Here is an 18840-nt window from a genome sequence, read left to right on the forward strand (position 1 = left end):
CGCATCGGCGGCGACACTCGGAGGCTAGGGTAACCTTGTTCAAAACTAAGAAATTCGGAAGGGCGGCGCTTTGCGCACTGGGGCTAAGCCTCGGCGCACAAGCCGCACAAGCGCAGACCTCTCTGCCCGCTGCCGAACTCGGCGGCCTCTCCTACAACAATAATGGCGGCCGCATTCTGGTAGCGCAATCGAACGACGCACAGTCGATGGTTCGCATTCAGCAGCTCGAAGAACAGATCCGCACCCTGAACGGCCAGATTGAAGGCCTCACCTTCCAGCTGACCCAGCTGCAAGAAATGCTGAACCGCTTCCAGGAAGACGCAGAGTTCCGTTTCCAGCAATTAGAAGGCGGTGACTCGGGAAACTCTGAAGCGGCAACCCGCTCGGGCAGCGTGATGCAGCCCCAGGCGTTGCCGCAGGCCCCAGCCACTAACGAAGAAGCAGCCCCGCTGACCGACATTCCCGAGCAAGGCGTTAAGCCTCTCCCGGGCGAGCAGGAATTTGACCCGACTTTTGGCGACGAGGGTGCTGTTGACGAACTCGGCAATTCTGCCGATCCGCTCGTTGGTACCGGCCAGAATGGCGGGATCAACTTGGCGACCGGTCAACCCCTTGATCTTAGCTACAATCCTACGCCCAAAACCGGCAATGCTGACGCCGATGCGCAGTTTGCGGCAGCCCGTCAGGCTCTTGAAACTGGCGATTACGAGTTCGCCGAAGACCAGTTCAAACAGTTCCTAGAACTATACCCAGACAACCCAAATCTCCCCGATGCGTCGAGCGGATTGGGTAAAGCCATGATCGCGCGCGGCGGCTATACCGAAGCTGCCGATGTGCTGGTCACCGCCTATGAAAAGCACCAGAGCAGCCCAGTTGCTCCGGAATTGCTGATGAACCTCGGCGTGGCATTGGCTGGTGTCGGTGAACGCGAAACCGCGTGCCGGACATTCGGCGAGGTCCGCTCACGCTATCCCAATACCGGTCAAACGTTCCAGACGAGCCTGTTGCAGGCCAATTCGCAGGCGCAATGTCCGCCAGTCTGACGCCGGATTTTACCAACTCCACACTGCTGGCGCAGCTTTTTGCGCCAGCAGCGCTTGAGAAAACCATCGGCCTAGCGGTTTCCGGCGGTGCGGATAGCCTAGCTCTGATGATCTTGGCGCACCGCTGGGCGCAAAGCGCGCCCCACACACCAAAACTCATCGTTTATAGTCTCGATCATGATCTTCGCCCAGAAGCCGCGGCCGAGGTCGAGATGGTACTACGTGAGGCGGCGCGCTTGGGCCTCACTGCGCGGGCTCTAAAGTGGACTGGTAAAAAGCCAGAAACCGGCGTTTCCGAAGCGGCACGAGCGGCCCGCTACGGGATAATCGGCGCGGCAATGATAGACGATGGGGCAACGCTACTTCTCACCGCGCACCATCGTTCCGACCAAGCCGAAACCGTCCTGATGCGCCTGGCGCACGGCAGCGGCATCGAGGGCCTGCGCGGCATGGCTGCCCGCTCGCAAGTTGAAGGCATCACGGTATTCCGCCCGCTCTTGGAGATTGACCCCAAGCACCTCATTGCCCTCGTCAAGCAAGAAGCCATGACGGCTGTGCAAGACCCAACAAATGAGGACACCAGTTATGAACGCGTGCGCTGGCGCAAGCTCCTGCCTGCACTGGCCGCTGAGGGCCTAGACGGGGCAGCACTCTCCCGCTTCGCCCAGCGCATGGCCGAGACCGATCTTGCAATCGGGCAAATGGCTGATGCAGCTTTTGACGAACTCGTTGATCTCGATGGCTTTGGCGCCGCCACCATTTCACGCGACGCCTTTACCGCTCTCAGCCCGGCCATCGGTCGGCGCATGCTTTCGCGCGTGCTCACCATCGTTGGTGGTCGTCAGAAACCGCGCGCTTTGGGGCAAGTCGATCGTCTCTACGATTCGATCATTGCCAATACACTGCAGCGCGCCGCGACCGCCCTTGGCGCCGTTGCTCGTGTCCGCGAAAAGACCCTTGTCATTTCGCGCGAACCCGGCCGTACATTGCCCGCAGACGCGTTTCTTGAGCCGAATGGCGTGCTCACTTGGGACGAGCGTTTCCTCTATGCCAATCTCTCGACCGACAAGCGTTTCACCGCTTCAGTATCGGAATTTTTGCCCCGCCACCGCATTGAAACAGTGCTTGGTGCCAAAGTAACCGCCCCATCGGAAGCCATTCGAACCACTCCCATTCTGCGCGACGAGGCAGGAAACGTGGTCGCATTGGGCGGATGGTCGTTTGATGATCGAATTAAGGTCGAAATTCTTGTCGATTGATCGTTCTAAAGTCCAAAGAATCCTGATTTCATCCGCCACAGAAATCCTATAGACCCTTGGCCCAATTTGAGGCTTTGTTCCCAGGGAGCGCCCACTGCAATGACTACCCCCGATACAGACCGGTTCAGCCATGATGCCGGCATCCTTGCGCAGGCCCTGCCCTATATGCAGCGCTATGAAGGCAAAACCGTCGTTGTGAAATACGGCGGCCACGCCATGGGCGATGCCGCACTGGGTCAGGCATTTGCGCGCGACATCGCGCTGCTCAAGCAGTCCAAGGTTAATCCGATCGTGGTTCATGGGGGTGGACCACAGATCGCCTCGATGCTGAAAAACCTCGGCATCGAATCCAAGTTCGAAGGCGGCCTTCGTGTCACCGACAAGCGCACCATGGAAATCGTGGAAATGGTGCTGGCGGGTTCGATCAATAAAGAGATCGTCGCCACCATTAATGCTGAAGGCGAATGGGCCATCGGCCTGAGCGGTAAAGACGGCAACATGGTTTTCGCCAAAAAGGCGGTTAAGACCATGATCGACCCAGACAGCAATATCGAGCGCGTGCTCGACCTTGGTTATGTCGGCGAACCGGTTGAAGTCGATCGCACCCTGCTCGACCTGCTGGCCCGCTCGGAAATGATCCCGGTCATCGCTCCGGTTGCTCCAGGCCGCGACGGCAATACCTACAACATCAACGCCGACACCTTCGCGGGCGCCATTGCTGGCTCGCTCGGTGCTAAGCGCCTGCTGTTCTTAACCGACGTGCCGGGCGTTCTCGACCGCGATGGTAAGCTCATTCCAGAATTGACCGTGCGCGAAGCCAAGGCGCTCATCGCCGATGGCACGATTTCGGGCGGCATGATCCCCAAGGTGGAAACCTGCCTTGACGCGCTCGACAGCGGCGTTGAAGGCGTCGTGATCCTCAACGGTAAACAGCCACACGTCGTTCTCGTCGAGCTGTTCACCGAGTTCGGCGCGGGCACGCTGATCGTTCGCTAACCTGTTTCAACGGCCGCCGGTGACGTACTGGCGGCCGTTCCTCATTGCATAGGCGAACTCCGCGACCATCGTGCTTCGGGCACACACCGTCGGTCGCTCTGGCAATTTCCAACTCTAAATACTGTGAGAATCTCAGGCCTTCCCCGCGCTGATCACGTAACCGTGACGATCCGCCATCCCAGCGGCGCAATTGACATTTAGCGCACGGAAGCGTCCATCAAACGCACGCGCTGGAGCCATATTGATGACCGACTACGTCCGTAAGATCCTTTCCTCCTCAGTCTACGAAGCTGCTATTCAAACGCCGCTCGAACAGATGGAATTGCTATCGGCCAAGCTCGGACGCCAGATCCTCGTTAAACGCGAGGACCTACAGCCCGTATTCTCATTCAAAATCCGCGGCGCGCATAACCGCATCGCCAATCTTACTGAGGAAGAGAAAGCGCGCGGCGTCATCTGCGCCTCCGCGGGCAATCACGCTCAAGGCGTTGCCCTCTCGTCAACCCGTGCGGGCATTCGCTCGGTCATCGTCATGCCCACCACCACGCCCTTAATTAAGGTCAACGCCGTTAAGCGGTTGGGCGGTGAAGTGGTTCTATTCGGCGATGGTTTTGACGCTGCTCGCGCGCAGGCAGAAATCCTCGCAGAACGGCACGGCTATGTCTTCGTCCACCCCTTTGACGATCCCGACGTGATCGCCGGGCAAGGCACAGTTGGCCTCGAGATTATGCGCCAGCACCCGCACGACCTCGGCGCGATTTACGTGCCTGTAGGTGGTGGTGGTCTGGCCGCAGGGATTGCGCTCTTGGTCAAATTCCTCAACCCAGATGTCAAAGTTATTGGCGTTGAGCCAGAGGAAGCCGCCAGCATGAAGGCGGCGATTGAAGCCGGCCATCCTGTGCCGCTCGATCAGGTCGGCCTCTTTGCTGATGGCGTCGCTGTGCGCCAAGTGGGCGAGGAAACTTTCCGTATCTGTCGCGAGCTGCTCGACGGGATCGTCACCGTCTCAGCCGATGAAATCTGCGCGGCCATCAAGGACATTTTCGATGACCATCGCGCTATCACTGAACCAGCTGGCGCTTTGGCCTTGGCAGGGCTCCGCCGCGACATTGAAAATGGCACCGCCCCCGCAACCGGCGCTCTGATCGCCGTCAACTCTGGCGCCAATGTCAATTTTGATCGCCTACGCTATGTCGCCGAACGCGCCGAAATCGGCGAACGCGCTGAGGCATTGCTGGCCGTGACCATTCCCGAACAGCCGGGCAGCTACCGCTCCTTCATTCGCCAGATTGGCGCACGCGCTGTGACGGAGTTCAACTATCGCTATGCGCAGGGCGACAAGGCCCGAATTTTCGTTGGCGTCAAACTCGCCCGCGGTGATGCCGAGAAAGCCGACATCATCTCCCATCTCGTGGCGCAAGGATTGGCCGTGACCGATCTCACCGACAATGAAGTGGCCAAGCTTCACGCTCGCCATATGGTGGGTGGCCGCGTCGGTGGACTGAACAATGAGATGGTGTTCCGCTTCCAGTTCCCAGAACGGCCAGGCGCACTGCTGAAATTCCTTGAGGGCCTCAACGATGAGTGGAACATCACCCTATTCCACTATCGCAACCATGGCTCCGACTATGGTCGCGTGCTGGTGGGTGTCGAAGTCCCGGCGGAAACGCGGGAAAGCTTCTTTAGCCATATCGACGAGATTGGTTTCCCTTATTGGGACGAGACCGAAAATCCAGCTTATAAGCAATTTTTGCATCTGGCTTAGGCAAAGCGCCTGACACCGCCCCGTTTGGGTCGCATTTCTGTCAGACTAGCTTTGCTACAAGTCATACGAAGACAACGATACGGTTTTGCAGCGGCGGTGCAGCCCTGCGCATTCACTCAGAAGGGACACAGCTCATGCTCGGCACTATCAAGACGGCCACCGCATTACTGGCAACAAGCGTTACGGCACTGCTTGTCGCTCAGCCTGCTCTCGCTTTCGAGGCCGATGCCGTGCTGGAGCGCTTCAGCGCTGTCATGGAATATTCGGGCAGCAAGATTACGTTTGGCCCAGCAACGGTGAACGGCGATACGATTACCGTCGAAGGCGCCACCATGGATGTGCCCGGCGAAGATCCTATCGTATTCGACCAGACGATCACCTTCTCCGGCGTGGCCGAAGGCAGTGGCGGCAATTTCACGATCGAATCCGTTTCGATCCCCGATCTCGAAGTTGCTGAAGGGTCCAAGAAGTCTAAGACGAACGTGACCCTCAAAGACATCAAGGCCTCCGACATTTGGCTGCCGCCGCCAGGCGAAGTGACCGCCGCTCATGTCGTGCAGTCTTTCGGCTCGATCAGCACCGGTCCACTGACCGTTATCACGAACGGCACAACCGTTCTCACCTACGATAGCCTGCTTGCGAAGTACGACTTTGGCTTCGATAGCGCGGACGTTCTCGAAACCGTTGATAGCACTTTTACTATCGCCAACATTCAGGCTGACCTAGAGCCGCTCAAGGCCGAAGATCCAGCCGCAGCCGCGATGATCGACGGCTTGGGACTTCAAACGCTGCAGGGTGAAGTGAACCAGACAGCGCAGTGGACCTTGGCCGATGGCCGCATGGTCATGGATCAGTTCCTGATCGACTTCGCCGACGTTGGCCAGATCAACTCGACCTTCGACATTTCGGGCTTCACACTGCCACTGCTCGAAAAGCTATCTGCCCTGTCCGCAACAACGGCGGCGGCGGCCAATAGTGAAGAAGCTGAAGCACAGGCCATGGTGACGGGGCTGGAGCTAGCGCAGGCGCTCTCGATCAGCGGCTTCACGCTTCGCTACGATGACGCAGGTTTTGCTCAGCGTGCTCTAAAAGTCTTTGCAGATCAGGCAGGTGTCTCCACCGAGCAATACGCAGCAAGCCTCAAACCAATGGTGCGCATGGCGTTGGAGCAAGTTGGCATTCCAGCAATCGTTGATCTCGTTGCGCCACCGGTCGAGGCCTTCCTCGACAAGCCTGAGAACATCGAACTCAAGATTGCTCCACCCACGAAAACCAGCATGCTGATCCTGGCGGCCGGTGCGGCAAACCCAGCAAGTCTGATCAAGACCCTGGGCATTACCCTCACGGCAAACCAGTAAATCTCCTAGGGGCCCTCGGGCCCCTTTCCTTTTCAAGCTATTGATGCATTCTGCGCTTATGACCTCTGTGATCTCCCCGTCCCCCGCCGCCGACCTCAGCCACGTATCCGAGTGGGTCTTTGACCTCGATAACACGCTGTACCCGCGTGAATGCAATTTGTGGGAGCAAGTGGACGTCCGCATCACCCACTATGTGATGGACGTTACGCGGCTTGAGTTTACTGAAGCTAGAAAGCTGCAGAAAGAGTTCTACCGGGACTACGGCACGACGCTGAACGGCTTGATGAGCCGCTATTCAATCGATCCGGACCATTTTCTCCATACGGTCCACAACATCGACTATTCCCCGGTTCAGCAGAATCTCGAATTGGTGGCGGCCATTCGCAACCTGCCAGGTCGTAAGTTGATCCTGACCAATGCGGACACCAACCACGCCAAATCAGTGCTTACTCGCCTCGGCGGCGCGGACCTCTTTGAAGACTTCCACGACATTCGTGACATGGTCTTCATCCCCAAGCCACGCAAAGAGGCCTATGAAGGCTTCTTCTCGCGCTACAGCATCACCCCCAGCAATTCGGTGTTTTTCGACGATCTCGAAAAGAACCTCGTCGTTCCGCACGAAATGGGGATGAGCACGGTGCAGGTGGTGGCCAGCGAAGACTATAGCCACGACCTCGTCGATGCGTGGGAGCTGGAGCAAACCTCCGGTCCGCACGTCCATCACGTCACTGCAAACCTGACGAAGTTTCTCCGCAATCTGAAATAACGACTATTTCTTCGCCCTCTGCTGCGGATTAAACTGCGCGTATGACCGATCTTCCTGGGCGTCGCCCGCCACCAATTCCCGAAACGCCGCTCACCTTCCGTCAACGACTGGACAACATGCGCCACCTAGGGCGCCTGATCGCGCAGATTTGGCGCACCAGCAGATCCTTGACGGCGGCGAGCATCGGTTTACGCCTCGTGGCGGCGTTCCAACCGATCGCGGTGCTCTATACGGCGAAGCTGATTGTTGATGAGGTCGTGCGGCTTACCGCTCTGCCCGCCCCCGGCCCCAGCATTCTAGACTGGTGGAATGCCGGTGCGCTCAACACGGTTCTCGGCTTCCTGCTGATCGAGCTGGCTCTGGTGTTGGCCAATGATGTGATCAACCGCGCCACAGGCCTAGTCGACTCCATCCTCTCCGAACTGCATTCGAACACTGTCAGTGTCGAGTTGATGGCGCACGCCGCCAAGCTTGATCTGATGCATTTTGAATCGGCGGAATATCAGGACCGATTGGAGCGCGCACGCCGTCAGGCTGCAGGGCGCAATCAACTCTTGAGCCAGCTGTTTGGCCAAGCGCAGGACATGATCACAGTCGTGACCCTCGCGGCAGGTCTCGTCATCTACGCCCCGTGGTTGGTGCTCTTACTGCCCTTGAGCTTCATCCCCTCGATTTGGGGCGAAACGCGGTTCAACACGCTTAATTACATGCTCAGCCGCTGGCGCACCCCAGAGCGCCGCGAACTTGAGTATCTCCGCCACGTTGGTGCGAGCGCTGAAACAGCTAAAGAGGTCAAACTCTTTGGCCTAGGCGATTATCTCATCGGGCGCTTTAAAAAGCTGGCTCACGGCATCTATGTCGACAATCGCCGGGTCGCTATTGCGCGCGCCAGCTGGGGCTCCCTCTTTGCGGCCATTTCCAGCCTCGCCTATTACCTCGCCTATGGCTACATCGTCTGGCGCACCATTACCGGCGAGTTCACGCTCGGCGATCTCGCCTTTTTGTCGGGGTCTTTCCTCAGGCTCAATGGCCTGTTCCAAAAAATCCTTCTCGGCTTCACCCAGATCGCGGGGCAGTCGCTCTACCTCGACGACCTCTTCTCTTTCTTCGAGATCGAACCGTCCGTTCTGCCCCCGGCCTCCCCCAAGGCCTTCCCAACCCCGATCCAGCGCGGCATCGTCTTTGAGAACGTCGGCTTCCAATATCCCGAGACGGAGTATTGGGTGGTGCGCAATCTCAACTTCACCCTCGCGGCAGGCGAAACTCTTGCGCTGGTTGGGGAGAATGGCGCTGGCAAAACCACCATCGTCAAACTGCTGACGCGTCTCTACGATCCGACAGAGGGCCGCATCACCATCGACGGCATCGACCTGCGTGACATGTCGCCCACCGACATCCACCAGCACATCGGCGTGATTTTCCAAGACTTCATCCGTTACAGCTTTTCCGCTCGCGACAATATCGGCGTTGGCCGTATCGAAGCGCGAACCGATCAGGCGCGGATCGAGCAGGCCGCTGAACAAAGCCTTGCCGATGGGGTCATCGCCAAGCTGCCGCAGCAATATGATCAACAGCTCGGTCGTCTCTTCAAGAAGGGCCGCGACCTCTCGGGCGGCGAATGGCAGAAGGTCGCCATTGCCCGGGCCTATATGCGTGACGCCGATCTCGTCATTCTCGATGAACCGACCGCAGCGCTGGACGCTAAGGCGGAAGCTGAGGTGTTCGCCCGCTTTAAAAACCTTGCGACCAACACTACGGCCGTCATCATCTCGCACCGCTTCTCGACTGTCCGCATGGCAGACCGTATTTTGGTGCTTGAAAAGGGCGCGATTCTTGAAGCAGGAAGCCACGAGGAATTGCTGGCGCTCAATGGGCGCTATGCCGAACTCTTTGAACTGCAAGCGGCAGGCTATCGTTGATGCACATCACCATCTACCACAATCCCGAATGCGGCACCTCGCGCAACACCTTGGCAATGATCCGCGGCACCGGGATTGAGCCAGAAATTGTGCTCTATCTCGAAAACCCTCCGTCTGCTGCAACGCTTGCCGACCTCATCGCTCGTGCCGGGATTTCAGTGCGGGATGCGATCCGCACCAAGCAGCCAGAATACCTCTCCCAGGGTTTGGACAATCCCGAGTTGAGTGACACGCAGCTGCTCGCAGCCATGGTGGCGACGCCTATTCTCATCAATCGCCCTCTCGTGGTTACTCCGCATGGCGTGCGCCTCTGCCGCCCCTCAGAGCTCGTTTTGGACATTCTGCCAGAAGCGGCCACCATCCCGTTCACCAAAGAGGATGGTGAGGTGGTGATCGACAAGGATGGTCAGCGCATCTAAGCGGCTTTAAGGTCAGGGCGAACCAGCAAATTGAGCGCATCGCCCCGTGGCCCTTCCTGAAGAACACACCATCCAACTGATTGCCGAGACCTATAAGCTGTTGGGCGATCCGACCCGTCTGCGTGTGCTCTTAACCTGCCTTGAAGGCCCCATCGCGGTGGGCGATATCGCCAAAACCACCGGTGCCTCCCAATCTCTCGTTAGCCACCATTTGCGTCTCCTCCGCGCCGCCCGACTGGTGCGCGGAACCCGGCGCAATAAGCAGGTATTCTACCAAGCAGCGGACGATCACATCGCCAGAATTCTGGCCGATATGATTGCCCATGCGATGGAAGAGCACGACCTGCACGACGACGATTTGGCAGAACCGAAGACAGACGAGGCATCCAGCCAAGTCTAAGGGTTCTAAACGGGCGAGCTTCATGCGCGAAGTCACGATCACGCCAGCGTGTCTACCATGCTTGTTGACCATCATATGAATACATGTTCATATGACTATAGAACGAGGGTATCATGGCACATCCGCACGACCACTCCGGCCACAGTCACGACGAAACTGACCACGATCATGAGGCGCATCAACACGCGCCCCATGCTCATGACCATGCAGGTCATAGTCATGATCACGCCGGACACGATCATACGCCAAAAGTAAGTTCCGCCAACGAACGCGCTGTCCTCATCGGGCTAACGCTGACCGGCACGTTCATGGTCATCGAAGTGATCGGCGGCCTGCTGTCGGGCTCCCTCGCCCTGCTGGCCGATGCTGGTCATATGCTGACCGACACCATAGCCCTTTTCCTGTCGTGGCTCGGCTTCCGTATCGGCAAGCGTGTAGCGGATAGCAAGCGCAGCTTTGGCTATGCTCGTGTCGAAGTCCTTGCCGGGCTGATCAATGCGCTGACCCTCTTCGGTATTGTGGTCTGGATCCTCTATGAGGCGTTCCAGCGCTTCATGGCGCCGGACGAAGTCCTCGCGGGTCCCATGTTCGCCGTCGCCGTCGCTGGGCTTCTCATAAACCTGCTGGTGCTGCGCATCCTCGGGGGGGCCGACAAAGACCACGTCAACATCAGGGGCGCATCGCTACACGTCATGGGCGACCTTTTGGGCTCGGTGGGCGCTATTGCAGCCGCGATCATCATCTGGCTCACCGGCTGGACGCCGATTGACCCGATCCTCTCGGTATTTGTCAGCCTGCTCATTCTGCGTGGCGCTTGGGCTTTGCTGATGCGGACCTTCAATATTCTCATGGAGGGCGCACCCGATGGCGTCGATCCCACAGCGATCACCGCTGATCTCAAGGCCAATATCCCCGGCCTCGCCAATGTCGACCATCTCCACGTCTGGTCGCTGTCGTCAGGCCGCACCATGGCTACGCTCGACATTTCTCTCACGGGAGCAATCGCCCCGGCCACGGTTTCAAATGCCGTGCGGCAACGCTTGGCACAGACCCACGACATCAATCACGCCACGATCGAGATCGACTGGACCGGTCACGGCTCCCAATGCGCGGCCGCTAAGCCTGCGTAACGCCCAGTGGCCATGGACGCCGTAAGCAGATAGCCCCCCGTCGGGGCCTCCCAATCGATCATTTCCCCGGCGACAAACGTCCCGGGGATTTTCTTGAGCATATAGTTGGGGTCGATCTCATCCCAGACCACCCCGCCCGCCACCGAAATGGCTTCAGCAATAGGACGCGTGTTATCGAGACGCAGCGGCAAGCTCTTGAGCATCATCGCCAATGCCTCAGGAGCCAGCTGCGCAGCCTCAGGCGCCAGCTCGCGCACCAATGCCGCCTTCACCCCATCGAGCCCCGCGGCCTTACGCAATCTATTGGTAAAACTCACCTTGCTCGGCTGGCGACCGAAATCCGCCGCCAATCGTTCAACACTGCGTCCCGGCACCAAATCGAGGGTCAGCACTGCTGAACCGTCTGCCTCAATAGCGTCGCGCAGCGCAGCAGAATGAGCATAGATCAAGCTGCCTTCAACACCGTAAGGGGTGACCACAAACTCGCCTGGCAGACCGCCCAGAGCACTCGTCGCCACAACGGACTTTACTGGGTGACCGGCGAAACGCTCGCTGATAAACGGGCTCCACCCCCGCTCGAAGGCGCAATTGGCGGCCCGGAACGCGGCGATTTCAATTTCACGTTCTGAAAAGGGCGAAACCCAAGCGGCATCTGAGCCTAGTCGCGGCCAGCTCGCCCCTCCAAATGCAAAAACCAGCGCATCAAACGCGTGCTGAACCTCACCCTCAGGCGTCGCAAAAACCAGCTTTTCCCCCGCCCAGCCAATCCAGCGATGACGGGTGCGGATGGTAACGCCCTGCTCGTCCAGCCGCTTGAGCCAAGCGCGCAACAGAGGCGAGCCTTTCATAACATCTGGAAACACACGGCCCGACGAGCCAACAAAAGTGCTCACACCCAATCGATCCGCCCAAGTGCGGACATCATCGCCCGTAAAGGCGTTCAACGCCGTTTCGAGCCTTGCTCGTGAAGCCCCAAACCGTCCTAGCAAGGCTTCATGCGGCTCAGAGTGGGTGATGTTAAGACCAGACTTACCGGCCATGAGGAATTTCCGGCCGACACTGGGCATAGCGTCGAACACGGTGACACGCGCCCCGGCATTCGCTGCTGCCTCAGCTGCCATGAGCCCCGCAGGCCCAGCTCCAAGAATTCCGATGTGCCGCTGCATCATGGCCTGCCTAACAAGAAGTGAAGCTTCTCATAGCGCAAGAGAGCCAAATTTGGCCATGCCAAGAGCGCGCAGCTCCCCAAAGAGAAAAGCGCGACCGAAGCCGCGCTTTTTCTGCTTTATGCTGCCGGAAAGAGTCTGAACCGCTTGGGGCGAAACGCAAAGCGGGATCGGTCTGCCAGCGGATGGTCGAACGGCAGGTCAATCTCGACGCGATGTGCGCTTCCCTGCAATTCAAGCTCAACACGGCGCGTACCACCAACGCGGCGGCTGGCGACAACATCGCCGCCGAGCGCCGAGGACGCGTCTGTCAGCTCGATATCATGTGGACGGAAATAAAGCCGTTGGGCCCCCGTGGCTCCGCTGGCCGGAAGACCGAGTGAGCGACCATCGAGGTGAAGTTCGCCCCCCTCGACCGTGACGGGAAGCTCTGAACTTTCGCCGATAAACCCGAAGACAAACGGCGACGCCGGTTGGTCATAGACCATATCAGGCGTTCCCACCTGTTCGATCTTGCCCTGGCTCATGACACAGAGACGATCAGCCAGCTCCAGCGCTTCTTCCTGATCATGCGTCACAAAAACTGTGGTGTGGCCGGTGCGATCATGGATTTCGCGCAGCCATTTGCGCAAGTCGCGCCGAACCTGCGCGTCGAGCGCACCGAATGGTTCGTCGAGCAGCAAAACGCGCGGCTCGATAGCCAATGCGCGAGCGAGCGCCACACGCTGACGCTGCCCGCCCGATAGCTGGCTCGGGTAGCGTTTCTCGAGACCAGACAGCTGCACCAGATCGAGCAGCTCCAACGCCCGGCGGCGGATTTCACTATTGTGCGGGCGGCTCGAACGCGGGCGCACCTTCAGGCCGAAGGCAACATTCTCCAAAATCGTCATATGCCGGAACAGCGCGTAGTGCTGGAACACAAAACCAATGTTCCGCTCCTGCACACTCTTTTCCGACGCGTCTTCATCTCCGAAGAAAATCTTGCCTTCCGTCGGGCGCTCAAGCCCGGCAATTAAGCGCAGCAGGGTGGTTTTGCCGGAACCAGATGGCCCCAGAAGCGCAATCAACTCGCCCGAAAGAATATCCAGAGACACCGAATGCAGTGCTGGAAACCGGTCGAATTCCTTGCGGACGTTTTGTACTTTTACTTCCATTCCCAACCCTGTCAGTGGCCGCGGCCAGTAGCGGCGAGTTCATCGCCGAAGCGCCATTCAAGCGCCGTTTTGAGCACCAGAGTGACAAGGGCCAGCAAGGCCAATAGCGACGCCAGCGCAAAGGCGGCTGTCCCTTGATACTCATTATAGAACATTTCGACCTGCAACGGCATGGTCGTGGTTTGACCCCGGATTTTCCCAGAAACCACCGCGACCGCACCAAATTCGCCCATAGCGCGCGCATTACACAGCAGCACGCCATAGAGCAGGCCCCATTTAATATTGGGCAGCGTCACGCGGAAAAACGTCTGCCACCCCGAAGCGCCAAGCGAAATGGCCGCCTCTTCATCGCCGGAACCTTGGTCCTGCATCAGCGGGATCAGCTCGCGGGCCACAAACGGAAAGGTGACAAATATCGTCGCCAGAACAATCCCCGGCACCGCGAAGAGAATTTCGATGTTGTAGGATTTGAGGAACGGCCCCAACAGGCTCCCCGAGCCAAACAGCAGCACATAGACCAAGCCAGAAATCACGGGCGACACCGAGAACGGTAGGTCGATAAGCGTGATGAGAAAGGCTTTGCCCTTGAACTCAAATTTAGCGATGGCCCACGAGGCCGCGATACCGAACACCACATTGAGGGGCACGGAGATCGCCGCCACCAAAAGCGTCAGGCGGATGGCCGACTGCGCATCAGCAGTCTGCAGTGCCTCTACAAATCCGGGTATGCCCTGACGAAGCGCTTCGGTGAATACGGCCACGAGCGGCAAAACCAAGATCAGCCCCATGAAGGCGACGCCGATCAGAATTAGGGTCACGCGCACCCAGAGAGGCTCATTGGTGGGGTGGTAGCGACGGGATGGGGCGTTCTTACGTGCCATAGCCATACCTCTTGCGGCTCCACGCCTGAATGAGATTGATCGCAAAGAGCATCAGAAACGAAATCGACAACATCACCGTGGCGATCACAGCGGCCGCAGAATAGTTGAATTCCTCAAGCCGGATCACGATCAGCAGCGGCGCGATTTCGGATACGAACGGAATATTGCCAGCAATAAAAATCACCGAACCATATTCTCCGACAGCGCGGGCAAAGGCCAAAGCGAAGCCGGTTAAAATTGCGGGCGTGAGGCTCGGCAACAGCACTCGGGAAATTGTCTGAAAGCGGTTGGCGCCAAGTGTAGCTGAAGCCTCTTCCACCTCTCGGCTGGTTTCTTCCAAAATCGGCTGAATGGTCCGAACGACAAAGGGCAGGCCGATAAACACCATGGCTATGGTGATGCCGATTGGCGTGTAAGCGATCCGCCAACCCAAAGGTGCAAACAGCGTCCCGATCACCCCGTTGGGCGCATAGATTGCCGTCAGAGCAATCCCGGCCACCGCCGTTGGCAGCGCAAATGGCAGGTCCACCACCGCATCGAAAATACGCCGACCGGGAAAACGATAGCGCACGAGCACCCAAGCGATCAGCGTGCCAAAAACAACATTGATCCCGGCAGCGATCAGCGCCGTCACGAAGCTGGTGCGCAGCGCCGCAAGCATGCGCGCATCGAGCGCCACCGCCCAAAACCCGGTCCAACCAATACCCGCAGCACGCAACACCAGCGCGATGAGCGGAATAAGAATGATCAGGCCAAAGTATGCAAGAGTAAAACCAAAGGTCAAACCGAAGCCCGGTATGACGCTAGGCTGAACAAATCCAGTCTTCCGGCTCATATGAGATCTCCCCTGTCAGACAGGGTTCGGCCTCTATGCTTTGGTCGATGCATACATCTACCCTCAAGAACTGGCCTAACCCTAGCTTTCCGCTCGACTTTCTCAAGGAGCGGACTGGGCGAGTTTTCTCAAGAATGTAGAAAATCGTTCCGGAAGGAGCAAGCAATTCACGAAGAGCTTTGCGTGGCCGCCTCCGCCTGTCCTGCAGCGAGCAAAGATTGCGCTAGTCCTGCCGCCTGTACGCGGATGTCTGGAACAGCCTCAATTTCGAAATATCGTCCCCGCGTGAGGGGGCCAATAACGCGCACTCTTGGCGACACCTGGCCGTTCGCCGTGATGAGCGCGCAGGCACCATCCACATCGATACCGATATGCATTGAGTCTGGACGTGCCGCCCCTGTGCTCACCAGATGCTGGAGCAGTGGATTATGGCTCGCACGGACATCAACACTCACGCCACCGCAGTCATAGACACGCGCAACCGTAAGCCGTTCGCGCTGTTCGGTCCCTCGCGCGCGGATGATCGCCACGGTATTCCCGCCGTCCCGCTCAATCCCCACAAACTCAGCTGCGCGCAGTGTCACCTGCCCCGAACGGATGGCATCGACCAGACGCTGATAAAGATCAGGTGGCAGGCGGTGACGATGGATATTCCACCAAGGCCGGATGTGGCGCAGGAACTGCCGCTTCACCGGATCAGACCAGCTCTGCCACAGTTTCTGATTATAGGGCCTTAGGCCGTCGACAACACTGCGCCAATCGCCCCCTTTGCCCTCAGTGTCGCGCACAAGCGCGCGGAACCACTTAGCCAATTCGGTCATATTGGTGCCGAAGGGGACATCGCTTTCGCTGATCGTCAGCGGCGGCACGTCCTTATGCCCTTTCGGCAAAAGCCCGTTGCGCGAAACAACCGTGATCGGCCCCCGATGCTTGGCCTCAACCAGCGACACCCAAGCGTCCACCATCGACAGGCCGGAGCCGAGGATCATCACCGGAGCGTTCCGCTCAAGCGGCGTGTCTTCTTCAGACCCGACACGAACCGCGATCCCCCGCCCGCGCGCGGGCTGTGTCTCATGCCCAACGGCCAGAACAGCGCGACGGCTCACAAGGCTGGTGCCATTGCCCAGCTCGACTTCCACACCCTTGCTGGTCTCGCGCAGCGAGACAGCCTCCTCAGCGAGGATACGCAGACGACCCTGCATGCGTGCACCTGCCTGACGCAAAACATCCTCTAGATAGCTGCCATATTTGCGACGCGGCACAAAAACATACGAGCTGTCGTAAACGCCCGGCTCGTGCTCTTGCAGCCAATTCCAGAAGTGATCCTTATCATCGGCAAATGCGCTCATGCCACGCGCCGGCACGTTCACCCGATGGTCCTTGCGGCGGGCTGAATAGGCGAGACCTTGGCCGAACTGCCCTTGGCGTTCTAGCAAGGTGACGCGCAAATCTGGATCGTCGCTTTTGAGCAAATTGGCCGCCAGCAGGACACCACTTGCACCGCCACCGATAATCGTCACCGATTTCTCAGCCGGGGTCTTAGATAGGTCCTTCGGATCAGCCATGTACTGCGCCTTCCATAATAAGCTGGAAGCTGCACGCGCTCACAAAAATGAAGCTACGGCACACCGCTGCCAGGCTGAAAATCACCCAATACGAAAGCTTTGGGGATCAGCCTGAAAACTATAAAGTCGACTAAGGCACTAGACAAGAGCGCTGGACGCTCTGTGGGCCCATCGCGCGGCGGTGCCGCTGTTGTCGATCAGCCTTATCGGCAAGCTGTTGGGCCAGATCATAGCCGCGTGCCCAGCGACCAAACCCGCTCGCAATATTGATATGCCCTGCGTGCCCCAAATCCAGCACAGGGACGCCCCAGTGCTGCGCGAGGGTCCGCGCTTTAGCAAGGTTCATAAAGATATCGTCGCGGCTGGCGACCATGAGCCCCGGAAATGGCAGCTTATCCCCCGGCAGCGTGCCAAACTCATAACTACGCGCGTGCAAGGTCGAAGTGCGCTCTATGTCCGCCGGTGCTACCAACAGCACCCCACCCACCAATGGCGCGACCGGGCTTGTTGCGAGGCGAGCCGCAAGGATAGTGCCCAGGCTATGCCCGACAACGATGGCGCCCGGATAGGTCATCACCGCTTTCTCTAACCAATGCAGCCAACGCCCAGCCTTTGGGTCAGCCCATTCGGCTTGTTCAACGAGAACAGCTTCCGGCTTGTCACGCAGCCAATAGTGCTGCCAATGGCCATCATTCGAGCCATTGAGGCCCGGCACAATGAGAACTGGTCTGGTCATGGCTCACCTGCGCGCTCACGACTATTGGCCGGGGTGTCGCGATAGTCGGGTTCAGGCGCTTTACTGGCCAGATAGCAGGCATCTTGCTCTGCTCGGCTCAAGGGCACAGCGCCCTGAGCAATGTCTGGCACCCCACCGAAAAAGTTTGCTTTGGATCTGGCTTCCGCTGCCGGAGCGCGTTGGAGCTTTCCGGGGCCGAAGATACCGAAGAAGTAGACCATGTTCCTTCTCCTGGGTGAGGCTCCCCGGCTTACAGGGCCGAGGAGCGCTGTTCCGTTACTGGGTTGGACCGGAATAGATCTGGTCGAACACACCACCATCGCCGAAGTACTTCGGCTGCGCTTCACGCCAGCCGCCGAAATCCTCGATCGTCACAAGGTTCAACTCACCGAAGCGGGCTGTGTCTTCAGCCGGGACCTTTGAGAAATCCGAAGGACGATAGTAGTTCTGCGCTGCAATAGTCTGGCCTTCATCCGAATAGAGATATTCGAGATAAGCCTGCGCCAAATCCGTCGTTCCCTTCTTGTCGGCATTGCCCTTCACAACCGCAACTGGCGGTTCAGCGAGGATCGAAAGCGACGGGGTGACGATATCGAAAGCATCAGGGCCAAGCTCTTCAAGGGCGAGGTAAGCCTCGTTTTCCCAAGCCAGCAGAACGTCGCCAATGCCACGCTGCACAAAAGTGGTGGTCGAACCCCGTGCACCTGTGTCGAGAACAGGAACATGGCGGAAGAGTTCAGAGACAAACTCCTGCGCCTTAGCTTCATCGCCACCATTGGCTTCGCGCGCCCACGCCCAAGCGGCGAGGAAATTCCATCGTGCGCCACCGGAGGTTTTCGGGTTCGGCGTGATCACCTCGACACCATCAGCAATCAGGTCACCCCAATCTTGGATGCTTTTGGGGTTCCCCTTGCGAACGAGGAAGACAATGGTCGATGTGTATGGCGCACTATTGTGCGGCAAGGCCTGACGCCAGTCGGCTGGAATAAGATCGGGATTGGCGTCTGAGATTGCGTTGATGTCGCTTTCGAGCGCCAGTGTGACGACATCAGCCTCGAGGCCGTCGATGACGGTGCGAGCCTGCGAACCAGAACCGCCATGGGTCACCTGAATGGCGACGGTGTCGCCCTTTTCAGCGTTCCAGTGCGTGATGAAGGCTTCGTTATAAGCGCGGTAGAGTTCCCGCGTGGGATCGTAAGACACGTTGATCAGGGTGCGATCCTGTGCCTGAGCGGTAATAGAAAAGCCCACGAGCAGGGATGCGGCGAGGGCTGAGTAGGCAACTAGCTTGGCTGTCCGTTTCATTGGGAACCTCCCGTTCATTTGATGTTTTAAACTCTATCAACGTGGTCGCCTTTGAGAAGGTTTTGGCTTGCCGTAACGGCGAGAATGAAGAAAAAAATGCCTCCAATCCTGCTTTTGCTTGGATCAAATAGAACTTAGTTCCG

General features: G+C 58.4%; 18 protein-coding genes. 10 read left to right on the top strand and 8 right to left on the bottom strand.

Features of this window, described 5'->3' with window-relative positions:
* Positions 1-35: 35 nt before the first annotated feature.
* From H4N61_RS14025 to H4N61_RS14070, 10 genes are all read left to right on the top strand, one after another.
* On the top strand, positions 36-1043 hold the full coding sequence (locus tag H4N61_RS14025) for a tetratricopeptide repeat protein (RefSeq protein WP_169196019.1): 1008 nt from the start codon (positions 36-38) through the stop codon (positions 1041-1043).
* Entirely contained in the window at positions 1028-2302 is a 1275-nt protein-coding gene (gene tilS, locus H4N61_RS14030) for a tRNA lysidine(34) synthetase TilS (protein ID WP_169196020.1), read from the top strand. Before H4N61_RS14025 ends, tilS begins: the two co-directional genes overlap by 16 nt.
* 99 nt (positions 2303-2401) lie before the next feature.
* Positions 2402-3298 (top strand): acetylglutamate kinase, encoded by an 897-nt coding sequence (gene argB / locus H4N61_RS14035; RefSeq protein WP_169196021.1) that lies wholly within the window; start codon positions 2402-2404, stop codon positions 3296-3298.
* 244 nt (positions 3299-3542) lie between these two features.
* The gene (gene ilvA / locus H4N61_RS14040; protein ID WP_182394307.1) at positions 3543-5063 is read left to right on the top strand and encodes a threonine ammonia-lyase, biosynthetic; all 1521 of its coding nucleotides are present in this window, start codon (positions 3543-3545) and stop codon (positions 5061-5063) included.
* Positions 5064-5197: 134 nt separating this feature from the next.
* Positions 5198-6421: a hypothetical protein gene (locus tag H4N61_RS14045; RefSeq protein WP_169196023.1), complete on the top strand. Its 1224-nt coding sequence runs from the start codon at positions 5198-5200 to the stop codon at positions 6419-6421.
* A gap of 43 nt (positions 6422-6464) precedes the next feature.
* Positions 6465-7187 carry a pyrimidine 5'-nucleotidase gene (locus tag H4N61_RS14050; RefSeq protein WP_248306038.1) on the top strand — a complete coding sequence of 241 codons (723 nt, stop codon included), beginning with the start codon at positions 6465-6467 and terminating at the stop codon, positions 7185-7187.
* Positions 7188-7228: 41 nt separating this feature from the next.
* The gene (locus H4N61_RS14055; protein WP_199368565.1) at positions 7229-9106 is read left to right on the top strand and encodes an ABC transporter ATP-binding protein; all 1878 of its coding nucleotides are present in this window, start codon (positions 7229-7231) and stop codon (positions 9104-9106) included.
* Positions 9106-9525 carry an arsenate reductase (glutaredoxin) gene (gene arsC / locus H4N61_RS14060; protein WP_182394308.1) on the top strand — a complete coding sequence of 140 codons (420 nt, stop codon included), beginning with the start codon at positions 9106-9108 and terminating at the stop codon, positions 9523-9525. The genes H4N61_RS14055 and arsC overlap by 1 nt, the downstream gene beginning before the upstream one ends.
* A gap of 46 nt (positions 9526-9571) precedes the next feature.
* A complete protein-coding gene (locus H4N61_RS14065) occupies positions 9572-9925 on the top strand; it encodes a metalloregulator ArsR/SmtB family transcription factor (RefSeq protein WP_169196025.1) in 354 nt (117 codons plus the stop codon).
* A gap of 113 nt (positions 9926-10038) precedes the next feature.
* Positions 10039-11055: a cation diffusion facilitator family transporter gene (locus H4N61_RS14070; RefSeq protein ID WP_169196026.1), complete on the top strand. Its 1017-nt coding sequence runs from the start codon at positions 10039-10041 to the stop codon at positions 11053-11055.
* On the opposite strand, the gene H4N61_RS14075 is transcribed toward H4N61_RS14070, so the two are convergent.
* From H4N61_RS14075 to H4N61_RS14110, 8 genes are all read right to left on the bottom strand, one after another.
* A complete protein-coding gene (locus H4N61_RS14075) occupies positions 11019-12224 on the bottom strand; it encodes a TIGR03862 family flavoprotein (protein WP_169196027.1) in 1206 nt (401 codons plus the stop codon). The two genes, H4N61_RS14070 and H4N61_RS14075, sit on opposite strands and share 37 nt — an antisense overlap.
* Before the next feature lie 116 nt (positions 12225-12340).
* Positions 12341-13375, bottom strand: a complete 1035-nt coding sequence (locus H4N61_RS14080; RefSeq protein ID WP_169196028.1) for a sulfate/molybdate ABC transporter ATP-binding protein — start codon at positions 13373-13375, stop codon at positions 12341-12343.
* A gap of 11 nt (positions 13376-13386) precedes the next feature.
* Positions 13387-14256: a sulfate ABC transporter permease subunit CysW gene (gene cysW, locus H4N61_RS14085; RefSeq protein ID WP_248306523.1), complete on the bottom strand. Its 870-nt coding sequence runs from the start codon at positions 14254-14256 to the stop codon at positions 13387-13389.
* A complete protein-coding gene (gene cysT, locus H4N61_RS14090) occupies positions 14246-15091 on the bottom strand; it encodes a sulfate ABC transporter permease subunit CysT (RefSeq protein ID WP_169196030.1) in 846 nt (281 codons plus the stop codon). The genes cysW and cysT overlap by 11 nt, the downstream gene beginning before the upstream one ends.
* A gap of 167 nt (positions 15092-15258) precedes the next feature.
* Positions 15259-16656, bottom strand: coding sequence for an FAD/NAD(P)-binding protein (locus tag H4N61_RS14095; protein WP_169196031.1), 1398 nt, complete (start codon positions 16654-16656; stop codon positions 15259-15261).
* A 130-nt stretch (positions 16657-16786) separates the two neighbouring features.
* Positions 16787-17392 (bottom strand): alpha/beta hydrolase, encoded by a 606-nt coding sequence (locus H4N61_RS14100; RefSeq protein WP_182394310.1) that lies wholly within the window; start codon positions 17390-17392, stop codon positions 16787-16789.
* Positions 17389-17613: a hypothetical protein gene (locus H4N61_RS14105; protein ID WP_182394311.1), complete on the bottom strand. Its 225-nt coding sequence runs from the start codon at positions 17611-17613 to the stop codon at positions 17389-17391. The genes H4N61_RS14100 and H4N61_RS14105 overlap by 4 nt, the downstream gene beginning before the upstream one ends.
* 55 nt (positions 17614-17668) lie before the next feature.
* Entirely contained in the window at positions 17669-18697 is a 1029-nt protein-coding gene (locus H4N61_RS14110; RefSeq protein WP_169196033.1) for a sulfate ABC transporter substrate-binding protein, read from the bottom strand.
* Positions 18698-18840: the final 143 nt, after the last annotated feature.

The sequence above is a fragment of the Devosia sp. MC521 genome, from assembly GCF_014127105.1.
In the GTDB taxonomy this organism is placed as follows: Bacteria; Pseudomonadota; Alphaproteobacteria; order Rhizobiales; family Devosiaceae; genus Devosia.